A 19,746-nucleotide genomic window follows, 5' to 3' on the forward strand; every position below is an offset into this window, starting at 1 on the left:
TCGGCGCCGCCAAGCATGCGTCAACCAGCCGACCAGCACGTGATAACCGCATCGCAGTGAGTCCGCAGGCGATCGTCAAGCCGCGACAGCCGCGCAACGTCAAAACGACGAGCCTGGACCCCGAAGGAAAGCGAGCTCTTCGTCGGTCGATTGTCGGCCGAGCACGGCATTGCGGTGAGGAAACCGGCCGAAGCGCTCGATGATGGCCTCATGGCGATAGGCGAAATCAACGTAGCTGCCATTGCCCGTCTGGCCCGTCTCGCGCGCTAGCGCCGCGAACAGCCGCACCGATTCGTGCTGGTCCGCGAGCGATTCCGAGTGCTCGAACGGCAGGTACGCGAATGCCCGGTGTTCCGGGGTCGGCAACATCAGATGAGCGCCGGTCGCGATCAGCCGACGAGCGGCCTCGAGCGCCTGCGCATCGGCGGCGAACGCTTGTGCGCTGCCTCTGCACGTATTGCGGGAGAACTGATCGAGCACGATGACGAGCGCGAGCGCCCCGAGCGGCGTGTCCTGCCAGCTGTCGCATTCGCCGCGCCGCGCCGCGGCGAGCGTGGCGCCGAAGCGCTGTTCGATCAGCGCGTCGAATGCATCGTCGCGCTTGAACCAACGTTCGGAGGCTCGGCCGAAGTCCGCCGTGCCGGGTACGCCGAACCAAAAGTCCAACACAGCGCGCGCGGTAGCATCGAGCGTCGCATATCCGGCATCGGGCGCCTCGGGCCTGTCCTGTCGCGGCACTCGCCCCCCGTTGCTCTCCGTGTTGCCCGCATTTGCCGCGATGCTCGCGCCGCCAATGGCGTCTGTCTCGTTCGATCCAGTCATACCAGCTCCATGACAAGGCGCCGCGTCCGCGCCGTCTTCTTTTCGATTTTCGCCACGCGCAACGCGCCGATCTCCGACGTATTGCCCACGTGCGTGCCGCCGCACGGCTGCAAATCGACTTGATCGATCCGCAGCAACCTCACACGGCCGAAACCCATCGGCGGTTTCACGCTCATCGTCCGAACGAGCTCCGGGCGTGCCGCCATTTCCTCGTCAGTGATCCACTCGGTCGACACGCGATGCGCACCGCCGACGAGCTCCGCCAACTTCTCTTCCACGAACGCCCGCTCGATCGGCTCGCTCGTAACGAGGTCGATACGTGCATACTCGGCCGTGATGCTGCAGCCGTCGACCGCATACGGCAACACCGCGCAGAGCAGATGCGATGCCGTATGCAACCGCATGTGCCGATAGCGCCGGTTCCAGTCGATTTCGGCAACGACATTCGCCCCCGCCTGCAGGCGCGCCATCTGCTCGTCTTGCCCGGGCGCCGGCACATGCAGTGCGTCGTCGGGACCCGCGCCTTCGAATTTCGCCTTGCGCGTATCGGCGATCGCGATGCGCGTGCCGTCTGCGAGGATCAACGCGCCGGCGTCGCCCGCCTGTCCGCCGCCGAGCGGGTAGAAGACGGTCTTGTCGAGCAAAATGCCGTCAGGCGTGAGCGCGGCAATCGTGGAGTCGCAGCGCGTCAGGTAGGCATCTTCGCGGAAAAGGGCGTGGGTGGTCATCGGCTGGGTCCTCGTCTATCGGTCGTGCGCCGTCACCGCTCTCCGGCCGGGCAATCGATGAAAGCCAGCTCGGGCGGCGGATCCGCCGTTCAGTGGCGGCCGGCGCGAGCGGTCATTATGAAAATCGCCTGGATTTGCGAACAGTCCGTCCTGCGCACAATCGCGGCGGCGCCGTACCGGTCGATCAACCGGGCCGGTTGCGCATCCAGTCAGCCGTATCGAAAAACGATCCGACCAGCCGCTCGCGCAGCGCCTGCGGCAGCCCCACGTCTTCCATGGCCCACGCCATGCAGCGCACCCATTGATCGCGCTCGGACGAAGCAATCGCGAACGGCAAATGACGCGCACGCAGCCGCGGGTGGCCAAAGCGCTCGACGTAGTGGTCGGGGCCGCCGAGCCAGCCGCACAGGAACCAGAACAGCTTGTCGCGCGAACCCTCGAGCGAAGCCGGATGCAGCGCACGCAGGCCCGCGAACTCGGGCTCGAGGTCCATCAGATCGTAAAAGCGGTCGACGAGTTCGCGCACGCGCGCTTCGCCGCCCACGAGGTCGAACGCGCTCGGCTGTCGGCCTTGCGCACCGTCATCGGTCAAGTCGGTCATACGTTCAATCGATACGTCGATAAATCGGTCAATTCAAAAGGTATCGCCCAGTGCTCACGGCACACGCCACACGGCGATCAAGCCCCCCAACGGCGAGCGACGAATGGCAAATCGCACATCGCCCCAGGCTCCACGTCACGCATCGCGCAGCGACTGCGCCGCCGGACGTCGCAGCACCCGCCGCAAGCTCAACCAGCCGCCCACTCCCGCGCAGGCGACGCCCGCCGCGATCCCGGCCGGCAGCATCCAGGGATCGAGATCAAGGTGGAAGTCGAACACGCGCGTGGCCAGCACGATGCCAAGCGCCTGTGCGCCTACGGCTGCCATGACGCCGGCCAAGGTACCGACGACCACGAACTCGGCCACATGCACCGAGCGCACCTGCCGGTGCGAAGCGCCAAGCGCGCGCAGCAGCGCCGATTCTCGCACGCGCTCGTCGCGCGTGCCCGCGAGCGCTGCGTAAAGCACGAGCAAACCAGCCGCGAGCGTGAAAGCGAACAGAAACTGCACCGCGCCGATCACCTGCTCCAGCACATGTTGTATTTGAGCGAGGATCGGCGTCGTGTCGATGGCCGTCACGTTCGGGTGCGCGGCGATCAGACCGTCGAGCGCGGCCCGCCGCTCGGGCGGCAGGTGGAAACTCGTGATGAATGTCGCCGGAAAGCCTTCGAGTGCGGCTGGCGGCATCAGCACGAAGAAGTTGACCTTGAAGGTACCCCAGTCGAGCGTACGTACACTCGTGACCGGCGCGTCGATCTGCATGCCCGTCACATCGAAACGTAAAACATCGCCGAGCTTCACGCCGATGAGCTTGGCCAGCCCGGCTTCGATGGAAATTTCGGGGCGCGTTGCGCGACCGTACCACGCGCCCGCGCTGATCCGGTTGTCGTCGGGCAGCGTGCTCCGGTACGACAAATTGAATTCGCGATCGACGAGACGCCGCGCATCGTCGTTCTTGTACGACTCCGGTACGATGCGCTTGCCGTCGATCGAGACGAGCCGGCCGCGCACCATCGGCTCGAGCGTGACGTCATCGACGCCATGCGCGCGCAAATAGTCGACGACGGCTTCGCGCTCGTCGGGCTGGATGTCGATCAGAAACTCGTTGGGCGCATCGGGCGGCGTGGACTTGCGCCAGCCCGCCACGAGGTCGTTGCGCGTCATCGCGATCAGCAGCAGGCACATCAAGCCGATCGCGAGCGCCGTTATCTGCAGCGCGCTGGCCCAGCCGCGCCGTTCGAGCGACGCCAATGCGTAGCGCCAGCCGACGGCCGCCGCCAAGCGCCGCCCGCCCTCGCTGCGCGCCACCCGAGCGCAGAGCCAGAGCGCCACGCGCGCCAGCACGGCGAACACCACGAGGCCTGACGCGAAGCCGCCTGCGACGATGCCGCCCAGCTTGAGCTCGCCGGCGGCGAGCACGAGCAGCGCGCCGAACAACGCGATGCCGACGGCGTAGGCCCACCAGGCCGCGCGCGCCTGTCCGTCCCAGTCGCGACGCAACACCCTGATCGGCGGCACGCGCGTGAGCGGCAACAGCGGCGGCAACGCAAAGCCGAACAGCAGCACGAGCCCCGCGCCGATCCCTTCGACGGCGGGCAGCGGGCTCGGCTGCGGCAGCGCGACGGCGATCAATTGGCCGAGCCAGGCAAGCAGCGCAAAATGGCCGGCATAGCCGAGCACCGCGCCGATCACGCCGCCCGTCACGCCAATGAACGCGAACTCGAGCGCGACGAGCGTACGCAGTTCGCGCTCGCCGAGCCCGAGGCAGCGCATCACGGCGCAGCCGTCAAGATGGCGTCGCATGTACCGATGCGCAGCCATGGCGATCGCGACCGCCGCCAGCAACGCAGTCAGTAGCGCGACGAGTCGCAGAAAGTGGCCGGCGCGATCGAGCGTCGCGCGCACCTGGGGCTGACCGTCGTTCAGCGATTCGAGCGCAACGCCGCGCAACTTGCCGCCGTCGACGTGTGCATGCGCAAACGCGGCGAAGCGCGCCACGGCGCCATCATTGCCAGCGACGAGCAGGCGGTATGTCACCCGGCTCCCATAGCCGATCAACCCTGTCGACGCGAGCTCGTCGGCGCGCATCATCAAGCGCGGCGAAAAATTGACGAATGCGAAGCCGCGATCGAGCTCACGCGTGATCACGGCGCCTATCGTGAACCGGCGGCCGCCGAGGGCCACGACATCGCCCACGTGTGCGTGCAGCGTTTCGAGCAGTTGGTCGTCGACCCAGACCGTGCCTTTCGCTGGAATACCGTCGGCGGGGCGATCGGGTGCATCTGCCGTGGCAGCGATCCGCAATGCGCCGCGCAGCGGGTAAGCAGACGAGACGGCCTTGACTGCGGCAAGTCGCGCATCGGCCAACGACCGGTCGTCTTGCGACGCCGCGCTGACGCGCGCCACCATGCTCGGAAAGATTGCCGTCGTAGCCGTGCGCAAGCCCAAACTGCGGGCTTCATCGAAGAAAGCCGTATCGACGGGGTGATCGGCCCGGACGACGAAATCGGCGGCGATCATCCGCCGCGCGTCGCGCTCGAGCCCCTGTTGCAGTCGATCCGCAAGAAAGCCGACGCTCGCGAGCGCGGCCACGGCCAGCACGAGCGCGAGCACAAGCATCGTCAGTTCGCCGGCGCGCCAGTCGCGCAATGTCATGCGCGCGGCCTGCCGCACCAGGCCTATGCGGCCGGCCGGTCGCCTGGACTCGATGACGGGCGCGGAACCGCTCAATCGCGCTTGCCTCCGAAGGAGCCTAGCCGCGAGACCATATGGGCCGCCATCCCGCGAAAGCCGCCCTGCACCCCGCGCCAGAGACGCGGCAACGCCCAACTCGCAAATGCCAGGAAACCCGCCATCAGCACGAGAAAGACGAGCGGCACGAACAGCGCGAGCGCGAGGCCCACGCAGACGAGCACGTCTTCCATCGACGATGCGACCCAGTTCGAGAACGGCTCGGGCGACAGGTTGATGAGCGCACGCGTGCCGGACTTCGTCAGATGAGCCGAACCCGCGAGCGCGCCGCCCGCGAGCGCGGCGACGGTCAGCAGCGCCGGATCGGCATGGCCGAGCGAGCCGGCAGCGAGCAGCGCGCCGGCGGGAATGCGAATGAACGTATGGATTGCATCCCACAGCGAATCGAAGGCGGGAATGCGGTCGGCCAGAAATTCGACGAAGGCGAGTAAGGCCGCCGCGCCGATGACCCAGCCCGACGCGAGCGACGACAGCGTGTCAGGCAGATGGACGATGCCAAGTCTGGCAAATACCCCGACGAGAAAAACGGTCAGATAAAGGCGCAAGCCGCTGGCCCATGACAGACCGGCGCCGAGCGAAAGTGCGTCGAGCATTGCCCCCTCCCTGCCTTCGTGGCGTTTGGCGCCGCGTGCGCACCCGGGCGGTGCGCGCTCACGTCCCATTATAGACAGGTGCGGGAACCCTCATGCTCGCGGCTGCCGGGCCGCCCGCGCGGCCCTACGCAGTCAGTGCGCCAGGCTATAGATCCGCTCACAGCGCCGCGCATCCGCTTCTACGCACCTGCGCGCCCGCGTTCAAGGGATGAGCACGGTCGAGCCCGTCGTCTTGCGCCCTTCGAGCGCCCGATGCGCCTCGGCTACATCCTTGAGCGCATAGCGCTGGCGCACGTTCGTCCTGACCTTGCCCGAACCGATCACGTCGAACAGCTCGGCGGCCATCGTATCGAGCCAATCGCGCTTGGCGATGTAGCTGAACAGCGTCGGCCGCGTGAAGAACAACGAGCCGCGGTTCGAGAGTTCGGCTGCCTCGATCGGTGGCAGCGGACCCGACGCACTGCCGAAGCTGACGAAGTAGCCGAGCGGCGCCAGGCAATCGAGCGAGCCCTTGTAGGTGTCCTTGCCGATCGAGTCGTAGACGACAGGCACGCCGGCCCCGTTCGTGATCTCTTTCACGCGCTCCGTGAAGTTCTCGCGTGTGTAGACGATCGGGTAATCGCAGCCATGCGCCTTTGCCAGTTCGGCCTTCTCGTCCGAGCCAACCGTCCCGATCACTGTTGCACCCAGCGCCTTGGCCCATTGGCACACGAACAGCCCGACTCCGCCCGCGGCCGCGTGGATCAGGATCGTCTGACCCGGCTCGACGCGGAAGGTCCGACGCAGCAGGTATTGCGCGGTGAGCCCCTGCAGCATCGCCGAAGCCGCATCGTCGAATCCGATCGAATCGGGCAGCTTGACGAGCACATCCGCGGGCAGCACGCGCTCCTCGGCATACGCGCCCGGCGGGCGCGCGACGTAGGCGACGCGATCGCCCGCCTTGAAGCGCGTGACGCCGGCGCCCACCTCGGTGACGACGCCGGCCGCCTCCATCCCGAGCCCGGCCGGCAGCGACATCGGGTAGTGGCCGGTGCGGAAATAGACGTCGATGTAGTTGAGGCCGACGGCATGCTGCTTGATGCGGACTTCGCCGGCGCCCGGCGCGCCCACGTCGACCTCGACCCACTGCATGACTTCCGGTCCGCCGGTCCGTTCGATTCGAATCGCTTTCACCATGGGGTTCTCCTTGAAGAGCGTTTGGCTCGATCCATCCGATCCGGGCGACGGCGCCGCGCGCGGCAACCCGGGTTCCCTATTGCGATGCAAGCCGATCGGCTTGCGGTCGCATTCAACCGGCCGCCACCTGCCCCGCAAGCGTGTCGAGCAGCATGCGCGCGGTCGCAACGTTCGTCGCGCAGGGGACGTCATGCACGTCGCAGGCGCGCACGAGCGCATTGATGTCGGGTTCGTGCGGCTGCGGCGTCATCGGATCGCGCAGGAAAATGACCAGATCCACTTTCCCTTCCGCGAGCAGCGCGCCGATTTGCAAGTCGCCGCCGTAAGGCCCCGACAGCATGCGCTCCACCGTCAGCCCGTGGGTGTCGGCGATGCGCCCGCCCGTCGTGCCCGTCGCGATGAGCTTGCAGCCGCGCAGCGTCGACGCGTACTCGCCGGCGAGGGCAACGATGTCTTCCTTCTTGTGATCGTGCGCAATCAGCGCAACGCATCGGGTCATGGCGCCACTCCTTCCGTTTGAGGCAGTTTCAACAAGCAGATCAAAAAATCGTCGATCGACTCACGCGTCGATCGCGTCCAGCAAAGGTTCAGAACGTACCGGGGTAAGCGCCGCCGTCGATGAGCCAGTTCTGGCCCGTGATGTAGCTTGCATGTGCGCTGCAGAGGAATGCGCAGGCTTTGCCGAATTCTTCAGGCTGCCCGAGCCGCTGTGCGGGGATCCCGGCTGCACGTTCGCGCCGCGCCTGTTCGACGCTGATTCCCTTGGCTTGCGCCTGCGCGTTGAGCGTCGTGGCGATGCGGTCAGTGTCGAACAACCCCGGCAGCAGGTTGTTGATCGTCACGTTGTGCTGCACGACCTTGCGGGCAACGCCGGCGACGAAGCCCGTCAATCCCGAGCGCGCGCCGTTCGAGAGGCCGAGCACGTCGATCGGCGCCTTCACGGCCGAACTCGTGATGTTGACGATGCGACCGAAGCCGCGCTCGATCATGCCGTCGATCGTCGCTTGCAGCAGTGCGATCGGCGTCAGCATGTTGGCTTCGAGCGCACGAATCCAATCGTCGTGCGTAAATTTGCGAAAGTCGCCGGGCGGCGGGCCGCCCGCATTGTTCACCAGAATGTCGGGCGCGGGGCACGCCGCAAGCGCCGCTTCCCGGCCGGCCGGCGTCGTGATGTCGCACGCGACCGTACGCACCGATGCGCCCGTCTTCGCGCGAATCTCTGCCGCCGTAGCCTCGAGCGTCGATTCGGTACGGGCGACGATGACGAGCGACACGCCTTCAGCGGCGAGCGCCTCGGCGCAGCCGCGTCCGAGCCCCTTACTGGCCGCGCAAACGAGCGCGGTGCGACCTGCGATTCCAAGATCCATCCGTGTGTCCCCAATATCGACGGGCAATGGGCGGATTGTAGAAGAATCGCCGCAACCGCGCCGAAGGCCACTGTGCGTCGCGGCGTCTGCTGCCCAATAGATGCCGCAACGGAAAATCGCCGCCCCGGTTCCTTTTGGCACTTTTCCCGTCGCTTCTTTCGGTAAACTTGCGCAAACCACTTCGAACCGCGCCGCCGCGCCCGCCCGCCATGAAACAAGACAGCCGCTTCCCGAATCTGTTCATCCTCAATCATCCGCTGATTCAGCACAAGCTCACGCACATGCGCGACAAGGACACGTCGACGCGCACGTTTCGCGAGCTGCTGCGCGAGATCACGCTGCTGATGGGTTATGAGATAACGCGCAACCTGCCGATCACGACGCGGCGTGTCGAGACGCCGCTCGTCGAGATCGACGCGCCCGTGATCGCGGGCAGAAAGCTTGCCATCGTGCCGGTGCTGCGGGCCGGCGTCGGCATGTCGGACGGGTTGCTCGAGCTGATTCCGTCCGCGCGCGTCGGGCACATCGGCGTGTATCGCGATGCGGAGCATCGTCCGGTCGAATATCTCGTGAGGCTGCCCGACCTGGAAGACCGCACGTTCATTCTCTGCGACCCGATGGTGGCGACCGGTTATTCGGCCGTCCATGCGGTCGACGTATTGAAGCGGCGCGGCGTCGCGGGCGAGCACATTTCGTTCGTCGCCCTCGTGGCAGCCCCGGAGGGTGTCCAGGTCTTCCAGGACGCGCATCCGGACGTAAAGCTTTACGTCGCCTCGCTCGATTCCCACTTGAACGAACACGCGTATATCGTGCCGGGGCTCGGCGACGCCGGCGACCGGCTCTTCGGCACCAAGAACTAGCCGGCGATTGTCGGCCCCCGCGCCTCAGCGCTGCGCGGCCCCAGCCCGCGGCTTGCCATCGGCCGGTCGTCCACGCCCGCCTGCAAGACGACGATAGTCGTCGAATAAATAGAAATGGGGCACCATACAAAAAACCGCCCCGCGTGCCGTTAACTGGCGTGAAACCATTCGCGCCACTGAGTCTCCGCCATGCACGGCACTTACAACTTCTGGCTCGTCGCGCTGTCGCTTGCCGTCGCGACGCTCGCCTCCTTCACGGCGCTGGACCTTTCGGGGCGGATCGCTTCGGTCGTGCGCCGTCGTCAGCGCCAAGCCTGGCTGATCGGCGGCGCCGGAGCCATGGGCGTCGGCATCTGGTCGATGCACTTCATCGGCGTGCTCGCGTTCTCCCTTCCCATTCCGGTCGGCTACGATTTCGCGATCACCGCTTGCTCGCTGCTGATCGCGATCGTCGTCTCATATTTTGCGCTGCGCGTCATCACGCATCGCGACCTCGGAATCCGGCGCCTCCCGGTCGCCGCCGTGCTCATGGGCCTTGGCATCGTCAGCATGCATTACACGGGCGATGCAGCCATGCGCATGCAGCCCGGCATCGCGTACGATCCGCTCCTCGTCGCGGCTTCGATCGCGATCGCGATCGTCGCCTCGGGGGCCGCGCTATGGATGGCCCATCGACTTCGCTCGGAAGAGCAGGAACACGTGCTCGTCAAACGCGCGGCCGCCTCGCTGGTCATGGGCCTCGCCATCACGGGCATGCACTACACGGCCAACGCAGCCGCCACCGTGCTGCCCGGATCGATCTGCGGCGCCGCAGGCGGCGTGGACCTGCGCTGGCTCGGCACGACGATCGCGATCTTCACCTTCGCCATTTTGATCGTGACGCTGATGCTCTCGCGCTTCGATGCGCGCACTGCATTTCTCGTCAAATCGGTGTCGCAGCTCAACGGCCGCATCATGCACATGGCGTCGTTCGACGCCCTGACCGAGCTGCCGAACCGCCGCACGCTCACCGAGCGCATGGAACGCGCGATCGATCTCGGCAAACGCGGCAAAGGCCAATTCGCTGTCCTGTTCATGGACCTCGACGGCTTCAAGACCATCAACGACTCGCTCGGGCATACCGTCGGCGACGAGGTGCTCAAAGCGTTCGCGCAACGCCTGATCGACTGTGCGAGCGCGGGTGACACCGTGGCCCGGCTCGGCGGCGACGAGTTCGTCATGCTGGTCTTGCAAGTCGACATGCCGGGCGACGCGCGCCGCGTTGCGCAAGCCGTGCTCGAGCGCATGCACGAAAGCATCTGGGTGGAAGAGCAACCGCTGCTCGTCGCACCGAGCGTCGGCATCGCGCTGTTCCCGCGCGACGGCGATACCGTCGAGACGCTGCTCAAAAACGCGGACGCGGCCATGTACGCCGCCAAGCGCGCGGGGCGCGGCACCTGCCGCTTTTTCGAAATGGACATGAGCGAAGAAGCCACGCGCACGCTGCAGATTCAGCAGGCCATGCGCGAGGCGCTCGACAAGGATTACTTTTCCCTGCATTTCCAGCCCAAGTTCTATGGGCACGACGGCGCGCTGGCGGGCGCAGAAGCGCTGTTGCGACTCAATCACCCGACCCTCGGCCTGCTCTCGCCGGCCGAATTCATTTCCATCGCCGAGCGCAACGGGCAAATCGTCCCGATCGGCTACTGGGTCGTGCGCGAGGCGTGCCGGCAGATTCGCCGCTGGCAGGCGCAGGGCTTCCAACCGACGAAGGTCGCGATCAACCTCTCGCCGCGCCAGCTCGCGCAGCAGGATCTGCTCGCAAAGATCGTCGAAATCCTGCGCGAAGAACAGGTGGCGGGTGACCAGATCATGTTCGAAATCACCGAAACAGCGGCCATGCACGATGTGCGCCGCACGGCCGACATGGTGCGTGCGTTCCAGCACAGCGGATTCGAAGTGGCGATCGACGATTTCGGCACCGGTTATTCGAGCCTCGCGTACCTTCAGCGTTTCCGCGTAAGGCAATTGAAAATCGATCGCTTCTTCGTCGATGGACTCGACAAGCAAAGCGACGAGGGCACCGCCATCGTGTCCGCGATCATCGCGCTCGCCCATTCGCTCGGCATGGACGTCGTGGCCGAAGGCGTCGAAACCCAATCACAGTGGGACAAGCTCAAAGCGCTGCGCTGCGACGAAATGCAGGGCTTCCTGCTGGGCAGGCCGCTCACACCGGAGGCGTTCGGCGCCCTGCTCGGCGCCCGCACCGGGCGCGCAGCGCGCCGGACGTCCGCCCTCGCACCCATTGAACCGCAGGCCTAGGCGCACCTTCGGGATCGCCGCTCGCCGCTTGGTATATCGCCCCTTGCAGCAGGCCGAAGCCGCGCCCCAGCGCGGCGGTCGCGACCCGCCGGGCATGGTAAAATCGCCGTCTGCTCTTCGGACGGCCTGCCCCCTCCCGCATCGCGGCGCGCGAGCGCAACTGCGCGGATAGCACGCAGCACGCCGCCCGACACCCGAACCACCGGCATGACTTGCACGGTTCGCACCGGGTTAGCGCTGGGTTAGCACCGGGTCAGCACGATTCGCAATCGACAAAACGCATCATGCGTGTGCCCGAGGGGCACGCGCCACGGAGAAACGTATGGCTGGTCATTCCAAATGGGCCAACATCAAGCATAAGAAAGCCGCTGCCGACGCCAAGCGCGGCAAAGTCTGGACGCGCCTCATCAAGGAAATCCAGGTGGCGGCCCGCATGGGCGGAGGCGAGATCGACTCGAACCCGCGTCTGCGGCTCGCCGTCGAAAAGGCGTACGACGCCAATATGCCGAAGGACAACATCAGCCGCGCGATCCAGCGCGGCGTGGGCGGCGTCGACGGCGCGAACTACGAGGAAATCCGCTACGAAGGCTACGGCATCGGCGGCGCGGCCGTCATCGTCGACACGATGACCGACAACCGCACGCGGACCGTGGCCGAAGTACGCCATGCGTTCTCCAAGTTCGGCGGCAACATGGGCACGGACGGTTCGGTCGCGTTCCTGTTCGACCACGTCGGCCAGTTCCTGTTCGCGCCCGGCACGCCCGAAGACAAGCTCATGGAAGCGGCGCTCGAAGCGGGCGCGAACGACGTCGTCACGAACGACGACGACAGCATCGAAGTGCTCTGCGCGCCGAACGATTTCGCCAAGGTCAAGCAGGCGCTCGAAGCGGCCGGCTTCAAGGCCGAACTGGCCGAAGTCACGATGAAGCCGCAAACTGAAGTCGAATTCACGGGCGAAGACGCCGTGAAGATGCAGAAGCTGCTCGATGCGCTCGAAAACCTCGACGATGTGCAAGAGGTCTACACGAACGCGTCGATCGCCGACGAGTAACAGACAGGGGCGAAGCACATGAAACTACTCGTCGTCGGCTCCGGTGGCCGCGAACATGCCCTGGCCTGGAAACTCGCGCAATCGCCGCGCGTGCAGCTTGTCTACGTGGCACCAGGCAACGGCGGCACGGCGCAGGACGAGCGCCTGCGCAACATCGACATCACGGACCTCGATGCGCTAGCCGATTTCGCCGAAAAAGAGCAGATCGCGATGACCGTGGTCGGCCCCGAAGCCCCGCTCGCCGCGGGCATCGTCAACGTATTCCGCCGGCGCGGTCTCAAGGTATTCGGGCCGACCAAAGAAGCTGCGCAGCTCGAAAGCTCGAAGGATTTCGCCAAGGCGTTCATGAAGCGTCACGGCATTCCGACGGCCGCCTATGAAACGTTTTCCGATGCGGCCGCCGCCCACGCGTATATCGACCGCCAAGGCGCGCCGATCGTGATCAAGGCCGACGGCCTCGCCGCGGGCAAGGGCGTGGTCGTCGCGGCGACGCTCGACGAGGCGCATGCCGCCGTCGACATGATGCTCGCCGATAACAAGCTCGGCGATGCCGGCGCGCGCGTCGTCATCGAGGAATTTTTGGCGGGCGAAGAAGCCAGCTTCATCGTCATGGTCGACGGCAAACACGTGCTGCCGCTCGCTTCGAGCCAGGATCACAAGCGCCTGCTCGACGGCGATCAAGGCCCGAACACCGGTGGCATGGGCGCGTACTCGCCCGCCCCGATCGTCACGCCGCAACTGCATGCGCGCGTGATGCGCGAAATCATTCTGCCCACTGTGCGCGGCATGGAAAAGGACGGGATCCGCTACACGGGCTTTCTCTATGCGGGCCTCATGATCGACGCCGAGGGCAATCCCAAGACGCTCGAATTCAACTGCCGCATGGGCGACCCCGAAACGCAGCCGATCATGGCGCGTCTGAAGGGCGATTTTTCGAAAGTGATCGAGAGCGCGATCGCAGGCACGCTCGATACGGTCGAACTCACGTGGGATCGCCGCACGGCGCTCGGTGTCGTGCTTGCCGCGCATCATTATCCCGATGCGCCGCGCAAAGGCGATCGCATCAACGGCATCCCGGCCGAGACCGACACCGCTGTGACGTTCCATGCGGGCACCTCGCTCGTCGACGGCAAGCTCGTGACGGCCGGCGGGCGTGTGCTTTGTGTCGTCGGTTTGTCCGACTCCGTGCGCGGTGCCCAGTCGGCCGCTTACGAAGCGATCAATCAGATCTCGTTCGACGGCATGCAGTATCGCCGCGATATCGGCTATCGCGCGTTGAGCCGCAAGCATTGATCGGTCGCGGCGCCCTCGCGCCGCGGCCTTCATCCGTCCCGGGCCATGTCCGGCTCGGCCCATCAGCCCTTTCGCGTGCGCAACACTATGTCCGATCCGACCTACGACGTTTCTTCCGTGCGCAGCTATTTGCAAGGGCTGCAAGCGCGCATCGTCGACGCGCTGGGCGCGCTCGACGGCAAATCGTTCGGCGTTGACGCATGGGAGCGGCCGGCCGGCGGCAGCCTGCGCGGTGGCGGCGTCACGCGCATCCTGGAGGGCGGAGCGTTGATCGAACGCGGCGGCGTGGGATTCTCCGACGTGGCGGGCGACAAGCTGCCGCCGTCGGCCAGCGCGCTGCGGCCGCATCTGGCAGGACGCGGCTTCGAGGCGATGGGCGTCTCGCTCGTCATGCATCCGCTCAACCCGTACTGCCCCACCGCCCACATGAACGTGCGAATGCTGGCGGCGACCAAGGAAGGCGAGGCGCCGATCTTCTGGTTCGGCGGCGGCATGGATCTCACGCCCTACTATGGCTTCGAGGAAGATGCAGCGCATTTCCATCGCGTCTGCCGCGATGCGCTCGCGCCGTTCGGGGCCGATCTCTACCCGCGCTTCAAGCGCTGGTGCGACGACTACTTCTTCCTGAAGCACCGGAACGAGACCCGCGGCGTAGGCGGGATCTTCTTCGACGATTTCGACGAGTTGGGTTTCGACCGTTCGTTCGCGATGGTCAGGAGCGTCGGCGATGCCTTTGTCGACGCCTATCTGCCGCTGCTCGAAAAGCGCCGCGCCACGCCGTATGGCGAGCGCGAGCGCGCGTTTCAAAACTACCGTCGCGGCCGCTACGTCGAATTCAATCTCGTCTACGACCGCGGCACGCTGTTCGGTCTGCAAAGCGGCGGGCGCGCCGAGTCGATTTTGCTGTCGATGCCGCCGGTGGCCAATTGGCGTTACGACTGGCGACCCGAACCGGGCACGCCCGAAGCGCGGCTTTACAGCGATTTCCTCACGCCGCGCGATTGGGCATGAAGCGAGCCGTTCGACCGCAAAGGACCGACATCTGAATTCGACCAGACCTGCCCCGTCACGCTGCGCAACCGGCGCGCAGCCGTTGCCGCGCCGCGTCGGCTTGCTGGGCGGCACATTCGATCCGATTCATAACGGGCACCTTGCGCTCGCGCGCCGCTTCGCCGATCTGTTGTCGTTGACCGAGCTCGTATTGCTGCCCGCGGGCCAGCCGTATCAGAAGGCCGGGGTCTCCGCCGCGCAGCATCGTTTGGCGATGACGCGTGCCGCGGCCGCGACGCTCGCACTGCCCGGTGTTGCCGTGACGGTCGCCACCGACGAGATCGAACATGAAGGGCCGACTTACACGGTCGAGACGCTTGCGCGTTGGCGTGCGCGAGAAGGCGAGGACACATCGCTCTCGCTGCTCATCGGCGCCGACCAATTGCTGCGGCTCGACACGTGGCACGACTGGCGCAAGCTGTTCGATTACGCGCATGTTTGCGCGGCCACGCGGCCGGGCTTCGACCTGTCGAGCCTCTCGCCTGCACTGGCGCAGGAACTCGGCCCGCGTCGCGCCGATGCCAATACGCTGCGCTGCACGCGCGCGGGGTGCCTCCTCGTCGACGACACACTCGCGCTAGACGTCTCGGCCACCGACATCCGCGCGCACCTGAAAGCGAAGCTCGCGCACGACGCTGCGGCGGGCCGGACCACCGCCGCCGTGCCGGGCGCTACACATACGCCAGCTCCCGAGCCGATCCCGGCGGCCGTCTGGGACTATATTCTCCAACATCATCTGTACCATCCGTAACCATGGATATTCGCAAACTGCAACGCGCAATCGTCGACGGTCTGGAAGACGTCAAAGCGCAAGACATCCGCATCTTCAACACGAGCCATTTGACCGAGCTGTTCGATCGCGTGATCGTCGCGAGCGGCAACTCGAACCGTCAAACGAAGGCGCTCGCCTCGAGCGTGCGCGAGAAAGTGAAGGAAGCCGGCGGGGACATCATCAGCACCGAGGGCGAGGACATCGGCGAATGGGTACTGGTCGACTGCGGCGACGCGATCGTCCATATCCTGCAGCCTGCTCTGCGCCAGTACTACAACCTCGAGGAAATCTGGGGCGACAAGCCCGTGCGCGTCAAACTCGCAAGCACGAACCCGTTCGCAGGCGCCCGCGCGAGCGAGCCCGAGGATGAAGACGACGACGAGGATGCCGACGTAGAAGGCGTGGCGAAGCCCGCGCCCAAGCCCGCACGCAAAACCGCGGCAAGCAAAGCACCGGCGCGCAAAGCACCGGCACGCAAGGCTCCGGCAAGCAAGGCCCCGGCACGTAAGAGCCCTGCGCGCAAGGGCGGCGCGAAGTAACGACGCGGCGTCTCGCGCGACAATGAAACTGCATATCCTGGCCGTCGGCCATAAGATGCCCGACTGGATCGCGGCCGGCTTCGACGAGTACGCGAAGCGGATGCCGCCCGAGCTGCGGATCGAGCTGCGCGAAATCAAGCCCGAGCCGAGAACGGGCGGCCGTTCGGCGCAAAGCGTCATGGCGGCCGAGCGCCAGCGCATCGACGCCGCGTTGCCCAAGGCCGCACGCCTCGTCGCACTCGACGAGCGCGGCCGCGACTGGACAACAATGCAGCTTGCGGCTGCGCTGCCCGAGTGGCAGCGCGACGGGCGCGACGTTGCATTCGTGATCGGCGGCGCCGATGGCCTCGATCCCGAGCTGAAAGCGCGGGCCGAGCTGCTGCTGCGCGTGTCCAGCCTGACCCTGCCGCACGGCATGGTTCGTGTCCTGCTCGCGGAACAGCTTTACCGCGCGTGGAGCATCACGCAGAATCACCCTTACCATCGCGTCTGATGCGGCGTCCGTTCTCGTGAGCGGCCGCCCAGGCCCAACGAGAACGATACATGCCGCAGCCCAATACCCGCCTCTCGCCCTACCCGTTTATCTACCTTGCATCGCAAAGCCCGCGCCGGCAGGAGCTGCTCGCGCAACTGGGCGTCCGTTTCGACTTATTGTTGCCGCGGCCTGACGAGGACGCCGAAGCGCTGGAGGCCGAACTGCCCGGCGAGCCGGCCCATCTCTACGTGCAACGCGTCTGTGTGGCGAAGGCCGAGGCGGCGCGCGCGCGACTGTCGGCAGGCGGGCATGTGGCGGCACCTGTTCTCGTCGCCGATACGACCGTGTCGATCGACGACGCGATTCTGGGCAAGCCTGACGACGTCGAACATGCGGTCGAGATGCTGGCGCGCCTCGCCGGACGCGAACACGAGGTGTTGACGGCCGTGGCCGTGATCGACGCGGACGGCGTGCTGCTGCATCCGGCGCTCTCGCGTTCGACGGTCCGCTTCGCACCGGCCCCGCTCACCGCACTGACGCGCTACGCCACGACCGGTGAGCCGCTGGGCAAGGCAGGCGCCTACGGTATTCAAGGCCGCGCCGCCGAGTTCATCGAACGAATCGACGGATCCTATTCAGGTATCATGGGTCTGCCCCTATTTGAGACGGCTGCGCTGCTGCGCCAAGCGCGCGTCGACTTCTAAAGCGCTCGACCATGAACGAAGAAATCCTGATCAATGTCACCCCGCAGGAGACGCGGGTCGCGCTGATCCAACAGGGCGCCGTGCAGGAATTGCACGTCGAGCGCACGCTCTCGCGCGGGCGCGTCGGCAATGTCTATTTGGGCAAGGTCGTGCGCGTGCTGCCCGGCATGCAATCGGCGTTCATCGACATCGGCCTCGAGCGCGCGGCGTTTCTGCATGTCGCCGATATCTGGCATCCGCGCCTCGCGGGCGAGCACGCGGGCTCGCCCCAGCCGATCGAGAAGATCGTGTTCGAGGGTCAGACGCTGACGGTCCAGGTCATCAAAGATCCGATCGGCACGAAAGGCGCGCGCCTTTCGACGCAGATCAGCATCGCAGGCCGCACGCTCGTTTATCTGCCGCAGGAACCGCACATCGGCATTTCGCAAAAAATCGAAAGCGAGGCCGAACGCGAAGCGATCCGGGCACGCCTGACGGCGGTGCTGCCGGCCGACGAGAAAGGCGGCTATATCGTCCGCACGATCGCAGAGGACGCAACGAGCGAGGAGCTCGCGAGCGACGTCGCCTATCTGCGCAAAACGTGGGCGACCATGGTCGCGCAAGCACAGCGTCTGCCGCCCACCAGCCTGCTCTATCAGGATTTGAACCTGGCGCAGCGCGTGTTGCGGGATTTCGTCACGGACGAAACGAGCCGCATTCAGGTCGATTCGCGCGAGACGTTCCAAATGTTGACCGAGTTCGCTGCCGAGTTCACGCCGGCCGTCAGTTCGAAGTTGCATCACTACACGGGCGAGCGGCCGCTGTTCGACCTCTACAACATCGAGGCCGAGATCCAACGCGCGTTGTCGCGCCGCGTCGATCTGAAATCGGGCGGCTACCTGATGATCGATCAAACCGAGGCGATGACGACGATCGACGTCAATACGGGCGGCTACGTCGGCGCACGCAATTTCGACGACACGATCTTCAAGACGAACCTCGAAGCGGCTCATACGATCGCGCGGCAGTTACGGCTACGCAATCTGGGCGGCATCATCATCATCGACTTCATCGATATGGAGAACGCCGAGCATCGCGATGCCGTGCTCGGGGAACTGAAGAAAGCGCTGGCACGTGACCGTACGCGCTCGACCGTCAACGGGTTCTCGCAGCTCGGGCTCGTAGAAATGACGCGCAAACGCACGCGTGAATCGCTGGCCCATGTGCTGTGCGAGCCGTGTCCTGTCTGCCAGGGCAAAGGGCAGGTCAAAACGGCGCGAACGGTTTGTTATGACGTATTGCGAGAAATCCTGCGCGAATCGCGGCAATTCAATCCGCGCGAGTTCCGCGTCGTCGCCTCGCAGGAAGTCATCGACCTGTTTCTCGATGAAGAATCGCAGCATTTGGCGATGTTGATCGACTTCATCGGCAAGCCGGTATCGCTGCAAGTCGAGTCGAACCTGAGCCAGGAGCAGTACGACATCGTGCTGATGTAACTACCTGCCGCCCTACGCGCCCCAGCTCACCCCCGATGACAGGTGGTTGCGGACGCAACCGTCTCTTTTAGAGGCGCGTCATTTCGGAAACATGCTCCGCCTTGTCGGGCGGGGCGCCGCGAAGCGCCATCGTTCCAAAGCTTGTCTCCAGCCAACGTTGAATCCACCAGCAAGCCTCTGGCAAGCTCGCCGCCTTTCTCCGAAAGACGATGAAAATGCGCACGCTTCGACGCGTGCGCCTGATGGAGCCGAGAACTCGTAGTTCCATCCGCACATACCCCGTCCAAACGAATGACGCCTACGTATTATCGGATTTGTGGCACGGATATCGGATCGTTATAGTGAATTCACTAAAGCGGAGCACGAAAAGCTCCGGCACGACCAGACCAGGTAAGTCCATCAACTCATCATACGGGGTGTCTCATGCTCTCCTTCCTCCGCTCTCTTCGTCGCGACGACCGCGGTGTCAGCTCGATGGAATATGCCGTGCTTGCGGGCATTATCGTCATTGCCGTCGTCGCCGCGGGTACGGTGCTGAAGGATACGACCACCGGCATCCCCGGACTCTTCACGAAGCTGCTCGACACGGTCAACACGGCCGCCACCACGGGTAAATAAGCCGGGTTTCGATTCATAGCGTCGCGCGAGCCTCGCCGCATGTCGGCGAGCTCGGCGGCGGATCGATAACGACCATGTCAGACGTAGTCAGCTATGCCGCCTGCACGGCGTTGCTCGTCCTTTCGTGTTGGGATCTGAGCACGCGGCGCCTGCCCAATGCACTCGTTGCGGTATTCGGCGCGCTGTATGTCCCGCACGCGTGGCTTGCTCACACGTCGTGGACCTCGTTCGCGCAGCACGCCGCAACCGCGCTCGTCTGCTTCGCGATCGGCGCCCTCCTGCACGCGGCCGGACAGTTCGGCGGCGGCGATGTGAAGCTCGCGAGCACCGTGCTGCTGTGGGCCGGCCCTCGGGCTGCGTTGCCGACGCTCGCGCTCGTTTCGCTTGCGGGTCTCGCCATCGTCGTGCTCGGCTGCATCGCCGATAGGCTTGCGTCATCCGTGCCGTTCGTGGTGCCCCTCGCCCGGCTATGGTCCGTTCGGCGCGGCGTGGCCTATGGCGTAGCGCTCGCGATCGGCGGCTGGTGCGTGGTGTGGCCGCGAACTCTCATCGCCGGATAACCGTATCAGG

General features: G+C 65.5%; 20 protein-coding genes. 12 read left to right on the plus strand and 8 right to left on the minus strand.

Features of this window, described 5'->3' with window-relative positions; all coding sequences use genetic code 11:
• Window positions 1–99: 99 nt before the first annotated feature.
• From C0Z19_RS20845 to C0Z19_RS20880, 8 genes are all read right to left on the minus strand, one after another.
• Window positions 100–822 carry a DUF924 family protein gene (locus tag C0Z19_RS20845; RefSeq protein ID WP_102611737.1) on the minus strand — a complete coding sequence of 241 codons (723 nt, stop codon included), beginning with the start codon at window positions 820–822 and terminating at the stop codon, window positions 100–102.
• On the minus strand, window positions 819–1,550 hold the full coding sequence (locus C0Z19_RS20850) for an alanyl-tRNA editing protein (protein WP_102611738.1): 732 nt from the start codon (window positions 1,548–1,550) through the stop codon (window positions 819–821). The genes C0Z19_RS20845 and C0Z19_RS20850 overlap by 4 nt, the downstream gene beginning before the upstream one ends.
• Window positions 1,551–1,734: 184 nt before the next feature.
• Complete coding sequence (locus C0Z19_RS20855) at window positions 1,735–2,151, minus strand: group II truncated hemoglobin (RefSeq protein WP_102611739.1); 417 nt, start codon at window positions 2,149–2,151, stop codon at window positions 1,735–1,737.
• 135 nt (window positions 2,152–2,286) lie between these two features.
• Window positions 2,287–4,806: an ABC transporter permease gene (locus C0Z19_RS20860; protein ID WP_102611776.1), complete on the minus strand. Its 2,520-nt coding sequence runs from the start codon at window positions 4,804–4,806 to the stop codon at window positions 2,287–2,289.
• Between the two features lie 71 nt (window positions 4,807–4,877).
• Window positions 4,878–5,495, minus strand: coding sequence for a DUF4126 domain-containing protein (locus tag C0Z19_RS20865; protein ID WP_102611740.1), 618 nt, complete (start codon window positions 5,493–5,495; stop codon window positions 4,878–4,880).
• Window positions 5,496–5,696: 201 nt separating this feature from the next.
• Window positions 5,697–6,671 (minus strand): quinone oxidoreductase family protein, encoded by a 975-nt coding sequence (locus C0Z19_RS20870; protein WP_102611777.1) that lies wholly within the window; start codon window positions 6,669–6,671, stop codon window positions 5,697–5,699.
• A gap of 112 nt (window positions 6,672–6,783) precedes the next feature.
• On the minus strand, window positions 6,784–7,170 hold the full coding sequence (locus C0Z19_RS20875) for a methylglyoxal synthase (RefSeq protein WP_102611741.1): 387 nt from the start codon (window positions 7,168–7,170) through the stop codon (window positions 6,784–6,786).
• 88 nt (window positions 7,171–7,258) lie between these two features.
• Complete coding sequence (locus tag C0Z19_RS20880; RefSeq protein WP_102611742.1) at window positions 7,259–8,038, minus strand: SDR family oxidoreductase; 780 nt, start codon at window positions 8,036–8,038, stop codon at window positions 7,259–7,261.
• Between the two features lie 209 nt (window positions 8,039–8,247).
• On the opposite strand from C0Z19_RS20880, the gene upp reads away from it, so the two are divergent.
• From upp to C0Z19_RS20940, 12 genes are all read left to right on the plus strand, one after another.
• Entirely contained in the window at window positions 8,248–8,898 is a 651-nt protein-coding gene (gene upp, locus C0Z19_RS20885) for a uracil phosphoribosyltransferase (protein ID WP_102611743.1), read from the plus strand.
• Between the two features lie 189 nt (window positions 8,899–9,087).
• On the plus strand, window positions 9,088–11,199 hold the full coding sequence (locus tag C0Z19_RS20890; protein ID WP_102611744.1) for a putative bifunctional diguanylate cyclase/phosphodiesterase: 2,112 nt from the start codon (window positions 9,088–9,090) through the stop codon (window positions 11,197–11,199).
• A gap of 322 nt (window positions 11,200–11,521) precedes the next feature.
• Window positions 11,522–12,250, plus strand: a complete 729-nt coding sequence (locus tag C0Z19_RS20895) for a YebC/PmpR family DNA-binding transcriptional regulator (protein WP_102611745.1) — start codon at window positions 11,522–11,524, stop codon at window positions 12,248–12,250.
• A gap of 18 nt (window positions 12,251–12,268) precedes the next feature.
• Window positions 12,269–13,543 (plus strand): phosphoribosylamine--glycine ligase, encoded by a 1,275-nt coding sequence (gene purD / locus C0Z19_RS20900; protein ID WP_102611746.1) that lies wholly within the window; start codon window positions 12,269–12,271, stop codon window positions 13,541–13,543.
• 87 nt (window positions 13,544–13,630) lie between these two features.
• Window positions 13,631–14,554 carry an oxygen-dependent coproporphyrinogen oxidase gene (gene hemF, locus C0Z19_RS28775; RefSeq protein WP_233196224.1) on the plus strand — a complete coding sequence of 308 codons (924 nt, stop codon included), beginning with the start codon at window positions 13,631–13,633 and terminating at the stop codon, window positions 14,552–14,554.
• 31 nt (window positions 14,555–14,585) lie between these two features.
• A complete protein-coding gene (locus C0Z19_RS20905) occupies window positions 14,586–15,344 on the plus strand; it encodes a nicotinate-nucleotide adenylyltransferase (RefSeq protein WP_233196226.1) in 759 nt (252 codons plus the stop codon).
• Window positions 15,345–15,346: 2 nt separating this feature from the next.
• A complete protein-coding gene (gene rsfS, locus C0Z19_RS28945) occupies window positions 15,347–15,904 on the plus strand; it encodes a ribosome silencing factor (RefSeq protein WP_102611748.1) in 558 nt (185 codons plus the stop codon).
• A gap of 22 nt (window positions 15,905–15,926) precedes the next feature.
• Window positions 15,927–16,397 carry a 23S rRNA (pseudouridine(1915)-N(3))-methyltransferase RlmH gene (gene rlmH / locus C0Z19_RS20915; protein WP_102611749.1) on the plus strand — a complete coding sequence of 157 codons (471 nt, stop codon included), beginning with the start codon at window positions 15,927–15,929 and terminating at the stop codon, window positions 16,395–16,397.
• 50 nt (window positions 16,398–16,447) lie between these two features.
• Window positions 16,448–17,083, plus strand: a complete 636-nt coding sequence (locus tag C0Z19_RS20920; RefSeq protein ID WP_102611750.1) for a Maf family protein — start codon at window positions 16,448–16,450, stop codon at window positions 17,081–17,083.
• Between the two features lie 11 nt (window positions 17,084–17,094).
• Window positions 17,095–18,558: a ribonuclease G gene (gene rng / locus C0Z19_RS20925; protein ID WP_102611751.1), complete on the plus strand. Its 1,464-nt coding sequence runs from the start codon at window positions 17,095–17,097 to the stop codon at window positions 18,556–18,558.
• 423 nt (window positions 18,559–18,981) lie between these two features.
• Window positions 18,982–19,176: a Flp family type IVb pilin gene (locus C0Z19_RS20935; protein ID WP_102611753.1), complete on the plus strand. Its 195-nt coding sequence runs from the start codon at window positions 18,982–18,984 to the stop codon at window positions 19,174–19,176.
• Window positions 19,177–19,250: 74 nt separating this feature from the next.
• The gene (locus C0Z19_RS20940; RefSeq protein WP_102611754.1) at window positions 19,251–19,736 is read left to right on the plus strand and encodes an A24 family peptidase; all 486 of its coding nucleotides are present in this window, start codon (window positions 19,251–19,253) and stop codon (window positions 19,734–19,736) included.
• The last annotated feature ends 10 nt before the right edge of the window (window positions 19,737–19,746 follow it).

Source organism: Trinickia soli (assembly GCF_002879855.1).
Taxonomy (GTDB): Bacteria; Pseudomonadota; Gammaproteobacteria; order Burkholderiales; family Burkholderiaceae; genus Trinickia; species Trinickia soli.